Origin of the sequence: Priestia sp. HNGD-A6 (assembly GCF_045784335.1) — a bacterium.
Lineage (GTDB): Bacteria > Bacillota > Bacilli > Bacillales > Bacillaceae_H > Priestia > Priestia zanthoxyli.
The window spans coordinates 4,571,584-4,586,085 of sequence record NZ_CP138621.1 but is presented as its reverse complement, the minus strand read 5'-3'; the positions used below and the strand labels follow the sequence as shown (position 1 = coordinate 4,586,085).

Below are 14,502 nucleotides of genomic sequence, written 5' to 3'. Positions count from 1 at the left end.
TAAATTAAACTTAATAAACAGCGTTACTTATGTTAAATTATATTTAATAAATAAATTATAATTTAATACTATCACAGCGAGGAGGAAGAAAAAAATGAACGACATCTTGACCTTTTTGGTTCTTACATTGTTTGTTATTATGAGCCCTGGTATCGATACGGCTCTTATCACGAAACGAACGATGGCAGACGGACAAACGGGCGGCTATAAAATGGCTTTAGGCTTAGCGAGCGGCTCTTTAGTTCATACGCTCGCCGCCACGTTTGGTTTATCGGCTCTTCTCCTTCAGTCAGCTCTTGCATTTGAAATCGTAAAATACGCAGGAGCCCTTTACTTAATGTACTTAGGCATCTCTGCCTTCCTTTCTAAAAAAAGCAATGCATCTTCTTCTGAAAAAGAGGAGCAGTCAAAAGAAACGTCCGCTTTTCGTCAAGGCCTTGTCTCAAACGTTCTTAATCCAAAAGTAGCGGTGTTTTTCTTAACTTTTTTACCTCAATTTGTTCAAAGCGATCAAAACGTAACGCTTCAATTGCTTCTTATGGGAATAACGTATACGATCCTTGCGATCACGTGGTTTTTCGTATTCGTCTTTTTTATTAACTATTTAAGAAAATGGCTTACAACACCTAGCGTGCAGCGCTTTATGGATAAAGCAACGGGCGTCGTGTTAATCGGATTTGGATTAAAGCTCGCTTTTGAAAAACATAAATAACAAAAGTATGTTAGTTGAAGAAAGTTCCGAATGAGTTTGATTTTTGATGGAGAATCAAACTCATTCGGATTTTTTTATTAGTAGGGTAAATGCAGGTGCTTCTAGCCGTTGATTGAAAGGCAAGGCGAAGACTCATGCAGGAAAAGCGGAATAGATGAGACCCCGCAGGAGCGCAAGCGACGAGGAGGCTCAGCGGCGAGGAGGCTCAGCGGCCGCCTGGGGAAAGCGAAGTCTTGCACGGAAATCAACAGGCGTGTAACAAGCAATTCATACTCGATCATTTATCTCAATTGTTATTTATGCACGTCAGGTTCATAGAGATAGAGTTTAAGATCAAGTCTTCCCTCCGAAGAAACGAGTATTCCTTCCGCTTCGAGTGAAAGTTTTTGGACAACATGCATTTCTTCGTCTTTAAATCCAATTTCTCCTTTAGAATTGATCACTCGGTGCCAAGGAAGATTATGTTTCTTACTCATTGAGTGGAGTACTCGTACAACTTGCCTTGCACCTCGAGGGCTTCCAGCCAGGCGGGCAATTTGTCCGTATGTCATGACTTTCCCGCGAGGAATTTGTTTAATAAGGGCTACTGCTCGCTCTGTAAAACTCATGCTGTCCCTCCTTTTATTGTTTAGTACAACATTACCATAATTAATAAACCGTGAAGTAATCACTCGATTTTTCTTCAGCAACATTATAAGATAATACATAAGAAGTACGCTCATCATTGTGCAACATTCTTCAGGTAAATGCTTGTATTTCCTATTCTTCAACTAGCAAATCTTTGCGCGAGTGGCAGCTTATCCCTTATTTATGACACTGTGATTATAAAAACGTTACAGAAATCAACACAGCAAAGTACGTAGAAGCGTTACGTGATAAGATAAACAGTAGATACTAGTACAATTTCAAATTGATGCTGACGAATAAGTAATCATTTAAAAAGTGGTGAGAAAATGACAAAATGGCTTAGTGTAAAAGAATTATCTGAAGAAACGAGTATTCCTACTTCAACTATCAGAAGATACATAGATAAATTCGAAGATTTCTTTATACAAAAAGAAGATCATCGACCAAAACAATATGAAGCTGCAGCTGCGACCGTTTTACTGAAAATTAAGCAGCTTTATGATGAAGGCTGTCAAGCAGAAGAAATCAATGAAGCGCTGCAAAAAGAATTCTCTTTGACTACAAGCGAGGATCAAGCTGCCGTGTCTCTTGACGAAGACAAAGAGGACACAGCAGAAGCAGCTGACCAGCCCGAGGCCGATGACCAGCAGCCGACACCTCCCGAACAGCCGGTACAGCCTTCACCCCAACAAGAGCCTGATACAAAACAAATTCTTCAGGAAAAAGATAAGCAGCTTATTCAATCTTTGCGTAAAAGTCTGCGTGAACAGCAGGCCATTTCAGAATTAGTAGAAGCTTCAAAAGAAAGCAGCGTAGTAGGTAAAAAGAGATCGATTTTAAAACGATTATTCCAACGAAAAAAGGACTAAGTTTATAAACAAGCCTAGGCCATGAAGCATCTTTATTTCTGATCATTAAATTTATGTAAAACAAAGTTTCTAAACTGTTGAACAGCCGGTGATAGATATCTTCCTTCAATCCATGCTAGTCCAATGACTCGGTGGCAGTTGGCCTTAGCTAATGGGATTTTCACTATTTTGCTTTGATCGATTCCGTGTAAATCTGGAAGGATAGAAATCCCTAAGCCGGCTCCTACTAGTCCCGCTACGGTATCAGCTTCCTCTCCTTCAAACATGATGTGAGGCATTCTTCCTGACTCTTCAAATAACTGCTCAAACGTAAGACGAAGAGAAAAGCCTTCTTTTAAGTGAATAAATGATTCCTCAGCAATTTCTTCTAGTGTAATACATTCACGATCAGCATACCGGTGATTTTTCGGTACGATTACAAACAGCTCTTCACTCCAAAGATGCTGCCATTTAATGAACGATTTCTTTTCCATCGGCGCAATCAAACAAAGATCCAGTTCGCCGAGCTCCAGCTGTTCAAGAAGCACGTGCGAAGGACTTTGCCTCAGCTGAAAATTCACCTTAGGATATAAACTACGAAACGAAGCGATTAAATCTGGAATCAAATCCGTGCTGAGTGTATGTAAAAATCCAAGTGATACCTGCCCTTTTTCAGGATCTAGCAGCGCTTGAATTTCCTCTTGTCCTTTATCAAATTCTTTCATTATGTTATCTACACGCTTTAAAAAAACTTTACCATATTGATTTAATATAATGGAACGTCCTTGCCGGTCAAATAGCGGTGCTCCTACTTCCTCTTCAAAACGAGCGATTGAACGACTGAGCGCAGGCTGCGTAATTAACAGCTCTTCTGCCGCGCGCGTCATATGCTGCGTACGTGCTAGCGTTTGAAAATATTTAAACTGCTGCCACTCCACTTTGTACCATCTCCTTATTAACCGTTCTATCCATTACATAGATGTATGAAAAATATGATTATAATGAATTATACATTATAAATAGAGGATGCTAGTATAAAATATGGAAACGTACTTGAGGATATTTCAGTAAAAACAGCCTTTCTTATTCAGCCAGTTTTAGAAAATGACAATTGCCGAATAAATAAGCAACACGCACATTATTACATTTATTTTTTTATCATATTTTGCAAATAGTTTTTTAAATACAGAACCAAATGCAGTCCACAGTAGCAATGCGGTGCACCCTATAAATATCGTTAGACACACCAAAAAGAGTACAGCTGGTTTTGAATTAGTATAAGGGAGCACAAAAGTTGTCATGGCCGTTAAAAAATACAAAATACTTTTTACATTGAGAATTTGAAAAAACAGCCCCGAAAAAAAAGAAGAATGTGTACAGGAATCATCCTCTTTTTTCTTCTTAGAAAAAGCCATTTGCCATGCTAGGTAAACTAAATAGGCCGCACCAACGATCTTAAAGTAAGGTTCTACCATTGGTATCCACTGATACAGACTTGTTGCTAATAATGCGGTTACTACACCTAGAATAATAAACCCCAACATAATTCCACCGCTGAAGCGTAGGGATCTTCTGAATCCAAACCTTCTCCCTTCGTTCATTACCAAGATATTACTTGGACCTGGAGTAAAAGATGTAATAATTAAATAGGAAAGGAATGCTGTAAAATTCATATAGTTAATTTCTCCTCTTACTAAAAAATTGTTGAATGAGTTACGTGCTTCATTGTAATATAAGCCTATCTATTGGTAAAATTGAAATAACAAATAACTACTATCGTTTTTTTAAATAGATAAGAGGAGTTTATGACCAATGGAGATACGACAATTTACTACGTTTCGAACGATTATCGATGTGGGGAGTTATACAAATGCGGCTCTAAAATTAGGCTATACTCAGTCAACTATCACTTCTCATATTAAAGCATTAGAACGCGAAGTTGGCGGAGAGTTATTCACTTATACTAAACGAGAGTTAAAATTGACTGCTCTAGGAAAAGAATTAATACCTTTAACCGACGAACTGTTATATACGTATAAACGTATATCCCATCTAAAAATTCATAATAAGGTCAGCGGCGAGCTGAAAATTGCTGCACCTGAGTCGCTAACTATTTCAAGATTAGGACCTATTCTAAAAAAATATTCAACTAAGTATCCCGATGTTAAGGTTATATTAAGCAATGGAACTTGCGGGCAAAATCAAACAGATCTTATGAGCGGAGATGTTGATGTTGCGTTTATGGTTTGGCCAAAATTAGAAGCAGATAATTTCATTCATCATGAGTTGCATAAAGAAGAAATTGTTTTAATTACAAGCCCGGATAAAAATCAGCACTTTGATGATTATAAAACCGATGGAACTACTGACTTCTTTATAACAAACGAAGAGGGATGCAGTTATCGTTCGATGTTTGAAAAGTATGTGGCTGCTCATAAACTGCCTAAATTTCAAACAATGGAGCTATGGAGTTTAGAAGCAATCAAACAGTCGGTAATGAGCGGATTAGGGTTTTCTGTACTTCCTTATATCACCGTAAAAAATGAGGTTGAAAAAGGATTATTAAACATTCTTGAACACAATGAACAATTTGAGCCCTTTTACTCGCATCTACTCGTCAAGTCAAAAAAGTGGCAATCCCCTGCTGTTGAAAAATTTATTGAGTTAACTCTAGAATCCGTATAAACACAGCCTCGATAAAAATTAATAAACTTTTTTGCATACAAAACTGCCCCTCCAGTTGTCAGTCATTCTAATTAGAGGGGCCAGTTTTTTTATCACAGCACATACTCGAAACCAAGTTAAAAGTAGTAAATTTCTAGATGAATACAAGCCGTTTTTATATAATGATACGTGGAACGAACTGATGCCAATCTATGACCTAAGTTTACTGTCTACTTGCTATCAATAGTGTTCGTGTTAGCTATAGATGTATTATGGCAAGGCTATTTTTATTAAAAACCTGACTGCAAAACACATTCTTTCTTGTATGTACCCCTTTAAAGTAAACTTTTTTAGAGTTTAACTCGTTCTACTAACTGCAGCAACTCATCATTAGGTCCGTGAAATAAAATCATACGTCCGCCTTCGAGCGTTGGCTGAGGCTCAGATGATAAAAATTCAATTCCTTTGCTCTTATAATGTTGAATCGCCTTATTTATATCCTCTACTGTAAAGGCAAGATGGTTAACAATCCCGCTTTTGGTATACTCGCCAATCGGATCAATATCTCGAATGAGCTCAATTTCAATACCCGGCTGTTCTTCAAGATACAAAAAAGCCATCTCTCTTTTTTCGGTAGAGCCTTGAAGGCGAACTTTAAAACCAAACATATCCCCGTAGTAGTGAATCGTCTCATCCATATTTCCAACAATAATTGCTGTATGTTCCATTTTCTTAATCATCGATATTCTCCCTTTCCCCATATTTAGTAGGTACAAGTAAACTATACCGCAATTCAGGCAATATGTATTTCCATATACCTTGAGTCCTCATACTATGGTTGAAAAATAACAAACAAAAAAACAAACCCCATTGGTTTGTTTTGGTTACATAATTATAGTTAGACTCTGTTTCAACAACGTTCGATAAGCCATGTTTTGTACCTTTGTACTGCAAACGATTTTAATCTCGTACTCAGGCGGTAATCATCTATCTACGATTACGCATGTAACCGTCCGTCTCTCCGTTAAATTCCTTCAAGACAATTCCCCTACCATTGTTTGGGTTTCTCGCTCGTGGGGTTTACCGCGTTCCACCTTTGCTGTTTCCAGCAAAGCTTCGTCACTGTGGCACTTTCAGGGATACTCGACCCTATCCGAGGACTTAGGTGGTTTTTCCCGCCGTCAGCTAAGCTATAAGCCAAGCTGCCCTAGCTTATTTTTTCACTAGGCACGAACACTACGGGCATTTCAGCACCGTGCGAGCATGGACTTTCCTCTACATCAAATGATGCAGCGATTACCTGAACGTTGTTTCAGATCGTGTATGAGTAGTATATGCGTTTTAATAAGCCAAATCAAATGTAACTTTTGGAACGGATTCCAATTCAATTTTTACAGCAAATTAAATAAAATAACTTGTTTCTGTACACTCTTTTTAGTAGATGAATCACCCGCAAATTCAAGAAATATTCTCTTCAGCCATTTCTACGAGGGATACTTTGTTTCTTTGTAGAATATTCTATACACCACACAAAAAGATGACAGAGGTGATGAAACATGAACGCTGATTTAAAATTTGATTTTCATACCCATCACGACCGATGCGGACATGCTCGCGGAACGATTCGAGATTATATAGAGGCGTCTATTGATAAAGGCCTTGATATTATTGGGATTTCGGATCATTCTCCTTATTTTGCAAGCGAAGAAGAGCAGCCGTATCCTCACATTGCGATGGAAAAAAGCGCATTCTCCGGATATGTAGCTGAGATTTTGAAACTAAAAGAAGAATATAAAGAGAAAATTGAAGTGCTGTTAGGCGTGGAGTCTGATTTCTTTCCTGAGCATGCGGGAATATATCAAAGCCACTATGAAAAATATCCGTTTGACTACATAATCGGCTCTGTCCATCAAGTTGATGAAATCAGTATCTTTCATAAAACGCGCTGGGAAGGACTTTCTCAAAAAGAAAAACAGCGCACGAAAGAAACGTATTATCAATTGATCCAAGAGTCCGCCCGAAGCAGAATGTTTCAGATTCTTGGCCATATTGATGCCATGAAAGGATTCTATCCCTCCTTTTCTTCTATCGAGACAGCTGTAATCGATCAGACGCTATAAGTGATTTCGGCACATGACATTGCTATAGAAGTGAATACATCAGGCAAAACCAAAGACTGCGGAGGCTGGTATCCTGCAGACGATATTTTAGAAATAGCCCTGCACTACGGGGTACACATTACATTTGGTTCCGATGCTCATGACCCAGGGCGTATTGGCGACGACTTTGAATTAGTAAAAAAGCGTCTTAAAGAAATCGGTTTTACGGATTGGGTCTTTTTTAGACAGAAAAAAATGCAGATGACACCTTTATAAAACTTAAATAGAACTCCAATAAAAATATGCTTGAAGACACGGAGATGAAGGACATCTCGTGTTTTCAGGCATGTGTTTTTCACTGAGAAACTTTGACTTTTGTAGATGAAGATAAATCTTCTCCGTTTGTTTCAATTACTTGTTGTTTAGGCACCATTTTTTCATCGTCTTGAACTACCCTTGTATTCCCTGCACTACTAATTTCCTACATAAAATATCCACATTTCATTTCAACTGTGCTACATTTAACTAAAAATGCTTTCTTGATGAGGGATACAATTGTGAATTTAGATTTAACAGCTTATATAACGCTTATCTGCACGTCAGGTGTTCTTAATCTATACTTATGTTTTTACGTATTTATTAAGCGTCACCACTACGCTAACATTGCGCATTTATTTATTCTTCATACAGGTTTCACCACCATTTATTGTATGGGTGCGGCGTTTAGCTTACTATCCGTTAACCTCGGAGAAATGAAATTTTGGACCGTTATTCAATACGTGGGCATGCCTTTTTCGCCTCCTGCAGGACTGCTGTTTGTTATGCAGTATGTCGGCATAAAGGTAAGAAAAAAACATATTTTTACCCTTTTTATCATTCCATTTATTAGTTTGATTATGGTCGCAACAAATGACTGGCATCACCTTCATTACCGCGTGTTTGAAATTGATCCCGTTCTAGGTGCTCCTTACGTTCATCAAGAAATTGGGCCATGGTACACAATTCACGGCATGTTCATCTTTTCGTCTATGTTCGTTGCTTTTTTGCTCGCCGTTTACCGCTGGAAAGAAACAGCCAAAGCTTACCGCCTGCAGTTAATTTCATTAATGGTCGGTCAATTAGTCCCTATCGTCACCGCTTTTATCTATTTAATGGGCTTTACGCCGCAGGGAATTGATCCAGTTCCTATGGTTTTATGGGTCTCTTCATTTTTATATTTATGGTCCATTAACTCATCGCGTATGTTTACAGTTATGCCCGTTGCGAAAGACGCGATATTTAACAGCATCAATGACGGCGTTGTCGTGCTCGATGAAAGCTACAGATTAATTGAATTTAATCTAGCGTCTAAAAACATGTTTCCGCAGCTAAAAAAGTCGATGCTTGGAAAACATTTTGCTGATGTTTGGGTGACGCTGTCCGGCCGTTCGTTTCCTTTTGCATTAGAAAATACAAAAAGCAGTCATGAACTGGAGCTTTTTTCTGAAGATCAATCTTCGTATACGTATCAAGTTCGCACTTCTCCTTTGCAGTATGCTAACAACAGTCACGGCTTGCTGCTTATTTTTACAGATATCACGGAGCTAAAAAGACTTCAGCTAAAGCTTGAAAATCAAGCTTATTACGATGAGCTGACGCAAATTTATAATCGCAGGGCATTTTTTCAGCACAGCAAGCAAGCGTTCGATGAAGCAAAAAAGTCCGCATCTTCTTTTACACTTCTTTTACTTGATATTGATTATTTTAAAAAAGTGAACGACACGTATGGTCATTATGCCGGCGATCAGGTGCTTGTACATGTCGTAAAAGCCTGCGAGTCCGCATTGCCGCAAGGAGCCCTTTTTGCTCGGTACGGCGGTGAAGAATTTGTACTCGCGCTAAAGGGCCATACTTTATCTGAAGGCGAAACGCTTGCTGACCAAATTCGCCGTCACGTCGAGACTCAGCCCTTACTGATTAATGAAAAAACCATTTCTGTTACGCTAAGTCTTGGAGTAGCACAAGCGGAAAAACAAGAAAATGAAACGTTAGATGAGCTGTTGAATAAAGCAGATATCGCCCTGTACGCTGCCAAACAACATGGACGCAACCAAGTATGTGTATATAAAGAAATAAAAGAAATCTTAAAAAGAACCTAAACAGCACTGTTTCGGTTCTTTTTGCTTTTGACTAATATTCTTTCATTTATCAAGTAAAAGTGCTAAAAGACTTGATTTTGTTTATGTATTTGAAAACAGCTCATCCTATAAACTAGAGGTAGATCAAAAAAAGGAGAGATAGAGATGAAGATTACACACATTCGAAATGCTACTTTACTTGTTGAATACGGGGGAAAAACGTTTTTAATTGATCCTATGTTAGCGGAAAAAGGCACGTACCCTCCCTTTCCAAATTCGATCAGACAAGATCAAAACAATCCTTTAGTAAGCTTACCTTTATCCGTTGAAGAGATTATTGATGGTATTGATGCCGTCATTCTCACTCACCTTCATTTGGACCATTTTGACGATGCCGCTAAGCAGGCGTTGCCAAACGATATCAAAATGTTCGTTCAAAATGAAGAAGATGCCGCAGTAGTAAGAGCTGATGGTTTTAAAAATGTAGAAGTACTAACAAAGAACACGGTCTTTGAAGACATCCAATTATCCAAAACAAAAGGTGAACACGGAAGAGGAGAAATTTTAAAGCGTACTGGTTTAGTATGCGGCGTTGTTTTTAAACACAAGAGCGAAAAAACGCTTTATGTAGCTGGAGATACGGTATGGTATTCCGCTGTTGAAGAAGAAATCAACACCCATCAACCGGATGTCATTGTCGTAAACGGCGGCGATAATCAGTTTTTAGAAGGCGGTTCTCTTGTGATGGGGAAAGAAGATATTTACGAAGTGCACAAAGCGGCCCCTCATGCTACGATTCTTTCTGTCCATATGGAAGCTGTCAATCACTGGACCCTATCAAGAGAAGAATTAAAAAGCTTTATCAAAGAAAAAGACATGACATCTCACGTCTTAGTTCCAGATGATGGCGAGTTTTATACTTTTTAAGAGAGAAGATGAGACAAAAGTATTTAAGTTGAAGAAAGGTCCGAAAGAGTTTGATTCTTGAGTGGGAATCAAATACGTTCGGATCTTTTCATTGATGTAGTTATGTCTCCCTCTCTCTTTTATAGCTCTTTAATTTATCAAGTAGTCGTAGTAGTAGCAACTGCTGAAGTGCTCGCAATAACCGCTAGCATAGCTGCTTGCTGAGCTTGAATAATCGTTTCGATCGTTGTATAGATGCCCGTTTCGACCACTCTAGAATCCTTCAGTTTTTCACTGATAACCAAATTAACCCCCAGCATAACATTGACGTCTTTCTGCCATTTAAAAAGTTTATCTGCATTTAACTGCTTCACTACTTCATGGATAAGTTCAATTTCAGTTTCTGGTTTTTCAAACAGTGCTAATAAGCCAATTACCGGATAATGCATCGCTTTTACTTTCATGCCTGCCGATTCACAGGCTTCTTTTACTGATACGCATCTTTCAATAAGAGTATCTGCATCTAAATTTTTATCGATTGAAAGAATATGACTTAAAAATTGAAGGTCATTTCCTTTTTTAAATCCATGCTGCGCCAATGTTGTATAGAAGTGTTCAATTTCATGCATGAGATCATCAGTAGACTCGCTCGTTTCAGCTAATAAAACGGCAAGAGGTACATCGCCGCTTGACGTAAGGAAAAGATGCTTCTTTTTCATGCCTTGATAAATTTCTGCGGATCTTCGGACCATTTCTTTATGACTTCGGCTTGACTCATTCGACAGCATAGCCGAAGCCGCAATGTACGTAAAAGCGCCTCTCGTAAATCCGCCTTGTATCAATTGATCATATACGTCAAGAAACTCATGAAACGTTTCTTTTGGATTCTCATAGCGAGTATCAAGCATAGCTGCTATTGTAAACCGCTGTGATGATTTTAACGTAGAAAACATCCCTACTTGATTTTTAATATAGTCGCTTAACTCGAGATAATCCTGAAGCTCGAGCGATTTACCTTTCACTGCATACATAGAAGCGATAGCCATAAACTGCTTGTGATCTGCCGCTTTCCATTTGAGCTCATTTTTTAAGCTGATATAAAAACCTCTATACTGATTTATTTTTTGTTGAATATTCTCTGGCACCATCTCAACACGTCCTTTATTAGGTGTTAGCTTATATACGTAACACTTCAACAAAAGTTTCAATATTTGGTAAATGTTCTGCGCATTTATTGCAAAAAAAAAAGACCTCGGAATATTCCGAGGTCTTTTTTTTCAGTTCTATTTATTAACCTCTTCCCGCTTGAAAAGAAGGATATTTTGTCATACCGCCATCCGCAAATAATGTAATACCTGTTACATAGCTTGCTTGTGATGATGCTAAGAATGCTGCAACTGACGCGATTTCTTCCGGGTTACCGATGTAGCCCATTGGAATCATACTTTCTACGTCTGCACGCTGTTCTGGATCAGCGAATTTTTCAGCGTTAATTGGTGTATCAATTGCCCCAGGTCCAATGTTATTCACGCGGATTCCTTTTGGTGCATATTCAAGAGCCAATGTTTCCGTCATTAGCTTCATGCCGCCTTTACTTGCTGCATAGTGAACAAATAATGGCCAAGGAATCATTTCGTGAACGCTAGACATGTTAATAACGTTTCCTTTGATATTATTTTCAACAAAATATTTAATCGCTTCGCGGCTGCCTAAAAACGCGCCCGTTAAGTTTGTATCAATTACTTGATTCCAGTTTTCTAATGATAATTCATGAGAAGGAACCGGGTTTTCAACACCAGCATTATTAATCATAACGTCTAATGTGCCAAATTCTTTAACAGCTGTCTCTACAAGGTTCACAACGTCTTCTTCTTTTGTTACGTCGCCTCGAACAATAATTGCTTGACCGCCAGCTTGTTCAATTTCTTTTTTCACTTCTAGCGCTTCATCTTCATTGCTGCGGTAGTTTACAACTACTTTTGACTGCTCTTGACCAAAACGAACGGCCATTGCGCGACCCAATCCTTTTGATCCACCTGTTACAACTACTACTTTACCTTTTAAATCTGTATACATCTTGAAGTCCTCCTACTTTTCCTGCGTGATATGTCTTGTTATACTGTACTAATTATAGATACAGTTTAAGTTTTAAAAAGAGAATAAACATTTTTCTATCTCTTCTTTCTCAAACTGTCATTCATTTAAAAAGTAACAAATTCACTTTTGTTTCTTTTCGTTACTTATCGTAACCAAGAGAAATAAAGTAGTCAAACTTTTTGTTTGATCATTTTTATCATTTCTTTTTTCCTTACTCTCTTTGTAGTTGTTTGTTCCCTGGAGAATGAGTCTTCACACTTCCAATTCACACCACTTCAAAAGTTTAAACTTTTTCCCTTGCAATTCTTAAATCAATGTATTATATTGTTGATGTATCAATTATTGATATGTCAAACAATTGTCCACAATCAAAAATATGGAAATGACAATAAATATGTTTAACGCCTAAAAAGAAAGGAATAATGACTATGACTACAAAAGACTTTAACGAAATTGCTTTAAAACGTCGTTCAATTAAAAAATATGATCCTTCAGTAAAAATTAGCCGTGAGGAAATGGAGGAAATTCTTACAGAAGCTATGCGCGCTCCTTCTTCTGTTAATATGCAGCCGTGGCGCTTTGTTGTAATTGAAACACCGGAAGGAAAAGAAAAGCTAGCTGAACTTGCGAAATTTAACAGTGAACAAGTTCATACATCTTCAGCTGTTATTGCCGTGTTTGGTGATATGAATAACGTTGAATATGCAGATGAGATTTTCGGCAAGGCCGTAGAGCTTGGCTATATGCCTCAAGACATTAAAGAACAGCAGCTAAATTTCTTTAAGCCGATTTACGAAAACATGCCAAAAGCAGATATGAAAGACATCGTGCTGATCGATTCAGGTCTTGTGTCTATGCAGCTTATGCTTGTAGCTCGTGCTCACGGGTATGATACAAATCCAATCGGCGGATACGAAAAACACTTAATCGCAGAAGCATTCGGTCTAGATAAAGAACGTTATCTTCCAATTATGCTTATCTCAATCGGAAAAGCAGCAAGCGAAGGCCATGCTTCTTACCGTCTACCGGTCAATACGGTTACGACTTGGAAATAAGCAGCTAGTTCTATTCAATAAGTAAAGAGCTAAAAATGTGAAGTAAAAGGAGACTTTCTGATGAATAACTATCAAGAACTTACAAAAAAACAGCTTTCATTCTTTAATAGCGGTAAAACAAAAGACGTTGCATTCCGTATCGAAACGCTAAAGAAATTGAGAGAACTTGTTGTCCGACATGAAGACGACATTTTAAAAGCAGTAAAAGCTGATCTTAACAAACCAGAAATGGAAGCAAAACGTGCAGAAGTTGGTCTTGTACTAAGCGAAATCGACTTTGCAGTTGAGAATCTTGCAGAATGGGCATCGCCAAAAGAAGTAGAAACACCATCTACTCACGCTGGAGCAAAAAGCTACATTTATCAAGATCCATACGGTTTAGCTCTAGTGATTGCACCTTGGAACTATCCGTTCCAACTTGCTGTATCACCAGTAGTAGGCGCGATTGCTGCAGGTAACTGCGTGGTGTTAAAGCCTTCTGAATTAACACCTCATACGTCAAGCCTTCTTGCTAAGATGTTTAATGAAAACTTTCCTGAAGAATACTTGACTGTAGTCGAAGGTGAAGTGGAAACAAGCACGGCTTTACTAAAAGAAAACTTTGATTACATCTTCTTTACAGGAAGTACAATGGTCGGCAAAATTGTAGCAGAAGCTGCAGCTAAACATTTAACGCCTGTTACGCTAGAACTAGGCGGAAAAAGTCCTACAATTGTACACGAAGATGCTAATATTGAAGAAGCAGCTAAACGTATTGCGCGCGGTAAATTTGCAAATGCTGGCCAAACGTGCGTAGCGCCAGACTACATTCTTGTTCAGCGAAATGTAAAAGACGAGCTGCTAGCTAACCTAAAACAAGTCGTAACAAACACGTACGGCGAAGATGTTTCACAAAATCTAGACTTCCCTCACGTAGTGAGCGAAAAGCATTTTGATCGTCTTAACAGCTTCTTAACAAACGGAGATATCGTTTTTGGAGGCAAAACGGACCGTTCTCGTCTGTTTATTGAACCAACTGTTCTTGACAACATCTCATGGGAAGACAGTGTGATGCAAGATGAAATCTTTGGACCAATTCTTCCAATCATCGTATACGATGAAATCTCAGAAGTAATCCAAGCAATCGTAAAACGTCCAAAACCATTGGCACTTTATCTTTTCTCTGAAGATGAAGCAGTCCAAGATCACATCTTAAACAGCGTGTCATTTGGCGGCGGTTCTATTAACGATACAATTAATCACATGACATCTCACTACCTTCCATTTGGCGGCGTTGGTGACAGCGGAATGGGTGCGTATCACGGAAAAGCAAGCTTTGATACATTTTCACATGCTAAAAGCATCTTAAAACGTTCAAATAAATAAAGAAAAAGCCGA

General features: G+C 38.4%; 13 protein-coding genes, 1 other RNA gene and 1 pseudogene. 8 read left to right on the top strand and 7 right to left on the bottom strand.

Translation table 11 applies throughout. The features are described 5' to 3' along the window. Positions 1 to 94 precede the first annotated feature (94 nt). Complete coding sequence (locus SCI76_RS23645; protein WP_034263872.1) at positions 95 to 712, top strand: LysE family translocator; 618 nt, start codon at positions 95 to 97, stop codon at positions 710 to 712. A 293-nt stretch (positions 713 to 1,005) separates the two neighbouring features. Here SCI76_RS23645 and SCI76_RS23640 read toward each other — a convergent pair whose 3' ends face one another. Beyond that, on the bottom strand, positions 1,006 to 1,320 hold the full coding sequence (locus tag SCI76_RS23640; protein WP_048019543.1) for an MGMT family protein: 315 nt from the start codon (positions 1,318 to 1,320) through the stop codon (positions 1,006 to 1,008). 345 nt (positions 1,321 to 1,665) lie between these two features. Here SCI76_RS23640 and SCI76_RS23635 point away from each other — a divergent pair, with 345 nt between their 5' ends. Continuing rightward, entirely contained in the window at positions 1,666 to 2,208 is a 543-nt protein-coding gene (locus SCI76_RS23635) for a MerR family transcriptional regulator (RefSeq protein WP_063247429.1), read from the top strand. A gap of 32 nt (positions 2,209 to 2,240) precedes the next feature. On the opposite strand, the gene SCI76_RS23630 is transcribed toward SCI76_RS23635, so the two are convergent. Continuing rightward, a complete protein-coding gene (locus tag SCI76_RS23630) occupies positions 2,241 to 3,125 on the bottom strand; it encodes a LysR family transcriptional regulator (RefSeq protein ID WP_407544514.1) in 885 nt (294 codons plus the stop codon). A 159-nt stretch (positions 3,126 to 3,284) separates the two neighbouring features. Next, entirely contained in the window at positions 3,285 to 3,860 is a 576-nt protein-coding gene (locus SCI76_RS23625) for a LysE family transporter (protein WP_014459139.1), read from the bottom strand. 139 nt (positions 3,861 to 3,999) lie between these two features. On the opposite strand from SCI76_RS23625, the gene SCI76_RS23620 reads away from it, so the two are divergent. Then, positions 4,000 to 4,872 (top strand): LysR family transcriptional regulator, encoded by an 873-nt coding sequence (locus tag SCI76_RS23620; RefSeq protein ID WP_063247430.1) that lies wholly within the window; start codon positions 4,000 to 4,002, stop codon positions 4,870 to 4,872. Between the two features lie 329 nt (positions 4,873 to 5,201). Here the strand turns inward: SCI76_RS23620 and SCI76_RS23615 are convergent, their stop codons facing one another. Then, positions 5,202 to 5,591: a VOC family protein gene (locus tag SCI76_RS23615; protein WP_182029763.1), complete on the bottom strand. Its 390-nt coding sequence runs from the start codon at positions 5,589 to 5,591 to the stop codon at positions 5,202 to 5,204. Positions 5,592 to 5,770: 179 nt separating this feature from the next. Beyond that, positions 5,771 to 6,159, bottom strand: an RNA gene (gene rnpB / locus SCI76_RS23610) — RNase P RNA component class B. A gap of 248 nt (positions 6,160 to 6,407) precedes the next feature. Here rnpB and SCI76_RS23605 point away from each other — a divergent pair. The 3 genes and pseudogenes from SCI76_RS23605 (at position 6,408) to SCI76_RS23595 (ending at position 9,994) form a co-directional block, all read left to right on the top strand. Further along, positions 6,408 to 7,226, top strand: a pseudogene (locus SCI76_RS23605) (histidinol-phosphatase). A 281-nt stretch (positions 7,227 to 7,507) separates the two neighbouring features. Further along, positions 7,508 to 9,088, top strand: a complete 1,581-nt coding sequence (locus SCI76_RS23600) for a diguanylate cyclase (RefSeq protein ID WP_407544510.1) — start codon at positions 7,508 to 7,510, stop codon at positions 9,086 to 9,088. A 144-nt stretch (positions 9,089 to 9,232) separates the two neighbouring features. Continuing rightward, positions 9,233 to 9,994, top strand: coding sequence for an MBL fold metallo-hydrolase (locus SCI76_RS23595; protein ID WP_407544509.1), 762 nt, complete (start codon positions 9,233 to 9,235; stop codon positions 9,992 to 9,994). A gap of 137 nt (positions 9,995 to 10,131) precedes the next feature. On the opposite strand, the gene SCI76_RS23590 is transcribed toward SCI76_RS23595, so the two are convergent. Together SCI76_RS23590 and gdh are read right to left on the bottom strand one after the other, a co-directional pair. After that, positions 10,132 to 11,121, bottom strand: a complete 990-nt coding sequence (locus tag SCI76_RS23590) for a DUF4003 family protein (RefSeq protein WP_407544507.1) — start codon at positions 11,119 to 11,121, stop codon at positions 10,132 to 10,134. A 142-nt stretch (positions 11,122 to 11,263) separates the two neighbouring features. Then, positions 11,264 to 12,049, bottom strand: coding sequence for a glucose 1-dehydrogenase (gdh, locus tag SCI76_RS23585; RefSeq protein ID WP_394531995.1), 786 nt, complete (start codon positions 12,047 to 12,049; stop codon positions 11,264 to 11,266). A gap of 449 nt (positions 12,050 to 12,498) precedes the next feature. On the opposite strand from gdh, the gene SCI76_RS23580 reads away from it, so the two are divergent. Together SCI76_RS23580 and SCI76_RS23575 are read left to right on the top strand one after the other, a co-directional pair. Continuing rightward, positions 12,499 to 13,125 carry a nitroreductase family protein gene (locus tag SCI76_RS23580; protein ID WP_080754489.1) on the top strand — a complete coding sequence of 209 codons (627 nt, stop codon included), beginning with the start codon at positions 12,499 to 12,501 and terminating at the stop codon, positions 13,123 to 13,125. Positions 13,126 to 13,185: 60 nt separating this feature from the next. Next, positions 13,186 to 14,490: an aldehyde dehydrogenase gene (locus tag SCI76_RS23575; protein ID WP_407544505.1), complete on the top strand. Its 1,305-nt coding sequence runs from the start codon at positions 13,186 to 13,188 to the stop codon at positions 14,488 to 14,490. Positions 14,491 to 14,502 lie beyond the last annotated feature (12 nt).

Excerpts from the sequence above, each read along its gene's own strand:
- SCI76_RS23640 (WP_048019543.1), bottom strand. The coding sequence starts at position 1,320 with ATGAGTTTTACAGAGCGAGCAGTAGCCCTTATTAAACAAATTCCTCGC.
- SCI76_RS23615 (WP_182029763.1), bottom strand. The coding sequence starts at position 5,591 with ATGATTAAGAAAATGGAACATACAGCAATTATTGTTGGAAATATGGAT.
- SCI76_RS23635 (WP_063247429.1), top strand. The coding sequence starts at position 1,666 with ATGACAAAATGGCTTAGTGTAAAAGAATTATCTGAAGAAACGAGTATT.
- SCI76_RS23590 (WP_407544507.1), bottom strand. The coding sequence starts at position 11,121 with ATGGTGCCAGAGAATATTCAACAAAAAATAAATCAGTATAGAGGTTTT.
- SCI76_RS23580 (WP_080754489.1), top strand. The coding sequence starts at position 12,499 with ATGACTACAAAAGACTTTAACGAAATTGCTTTAAAACGTCGTTCAATT.
- gdh (WP_394531995.1), bottom strand. The coding sequence starts at position 12,049 with ATGTATACAGATTTAAAAGGTAAAGTAGTAGTTGTAACAGGTGGATCA.
- SCI76_RS23625 (WP_014459139.1), bottom strand. The coding sequence starts at position 3,860 with ATGAATTTTACAGCATTCCTTTCCTATTTAATTATTACATCTTTTACT.
- SCI76_RS23595 (WP_407544509.1), top strand. The coding sequence starts at position 9,233 with ATGAAGATTACACACATTCGAAATGCTACTTTACTTGTTGAATACGGG.
- SCI76_RS23620 (WP_063247430.1), top strand. The coding sequence starts at position 4,000 with ATGGAGATACGACAATTTACTACGTTTCGAACGATTATCGATGTGGGG.
- SCI76_RS23645 (WP_034263872.1), top strand. The coding sequence starts at position 95 with ATGAACGACATCTTGACCTTTTTGGTTCTTACATTGTTTGTTATTATG.
- SCI76_RS23575 (WP_407544505.1), top strand. The coding sequence starts at position 13,186 with ATGAATAACTATCAAGAACTTACAAAAAAACAGCTTTCATTCTTTAAT.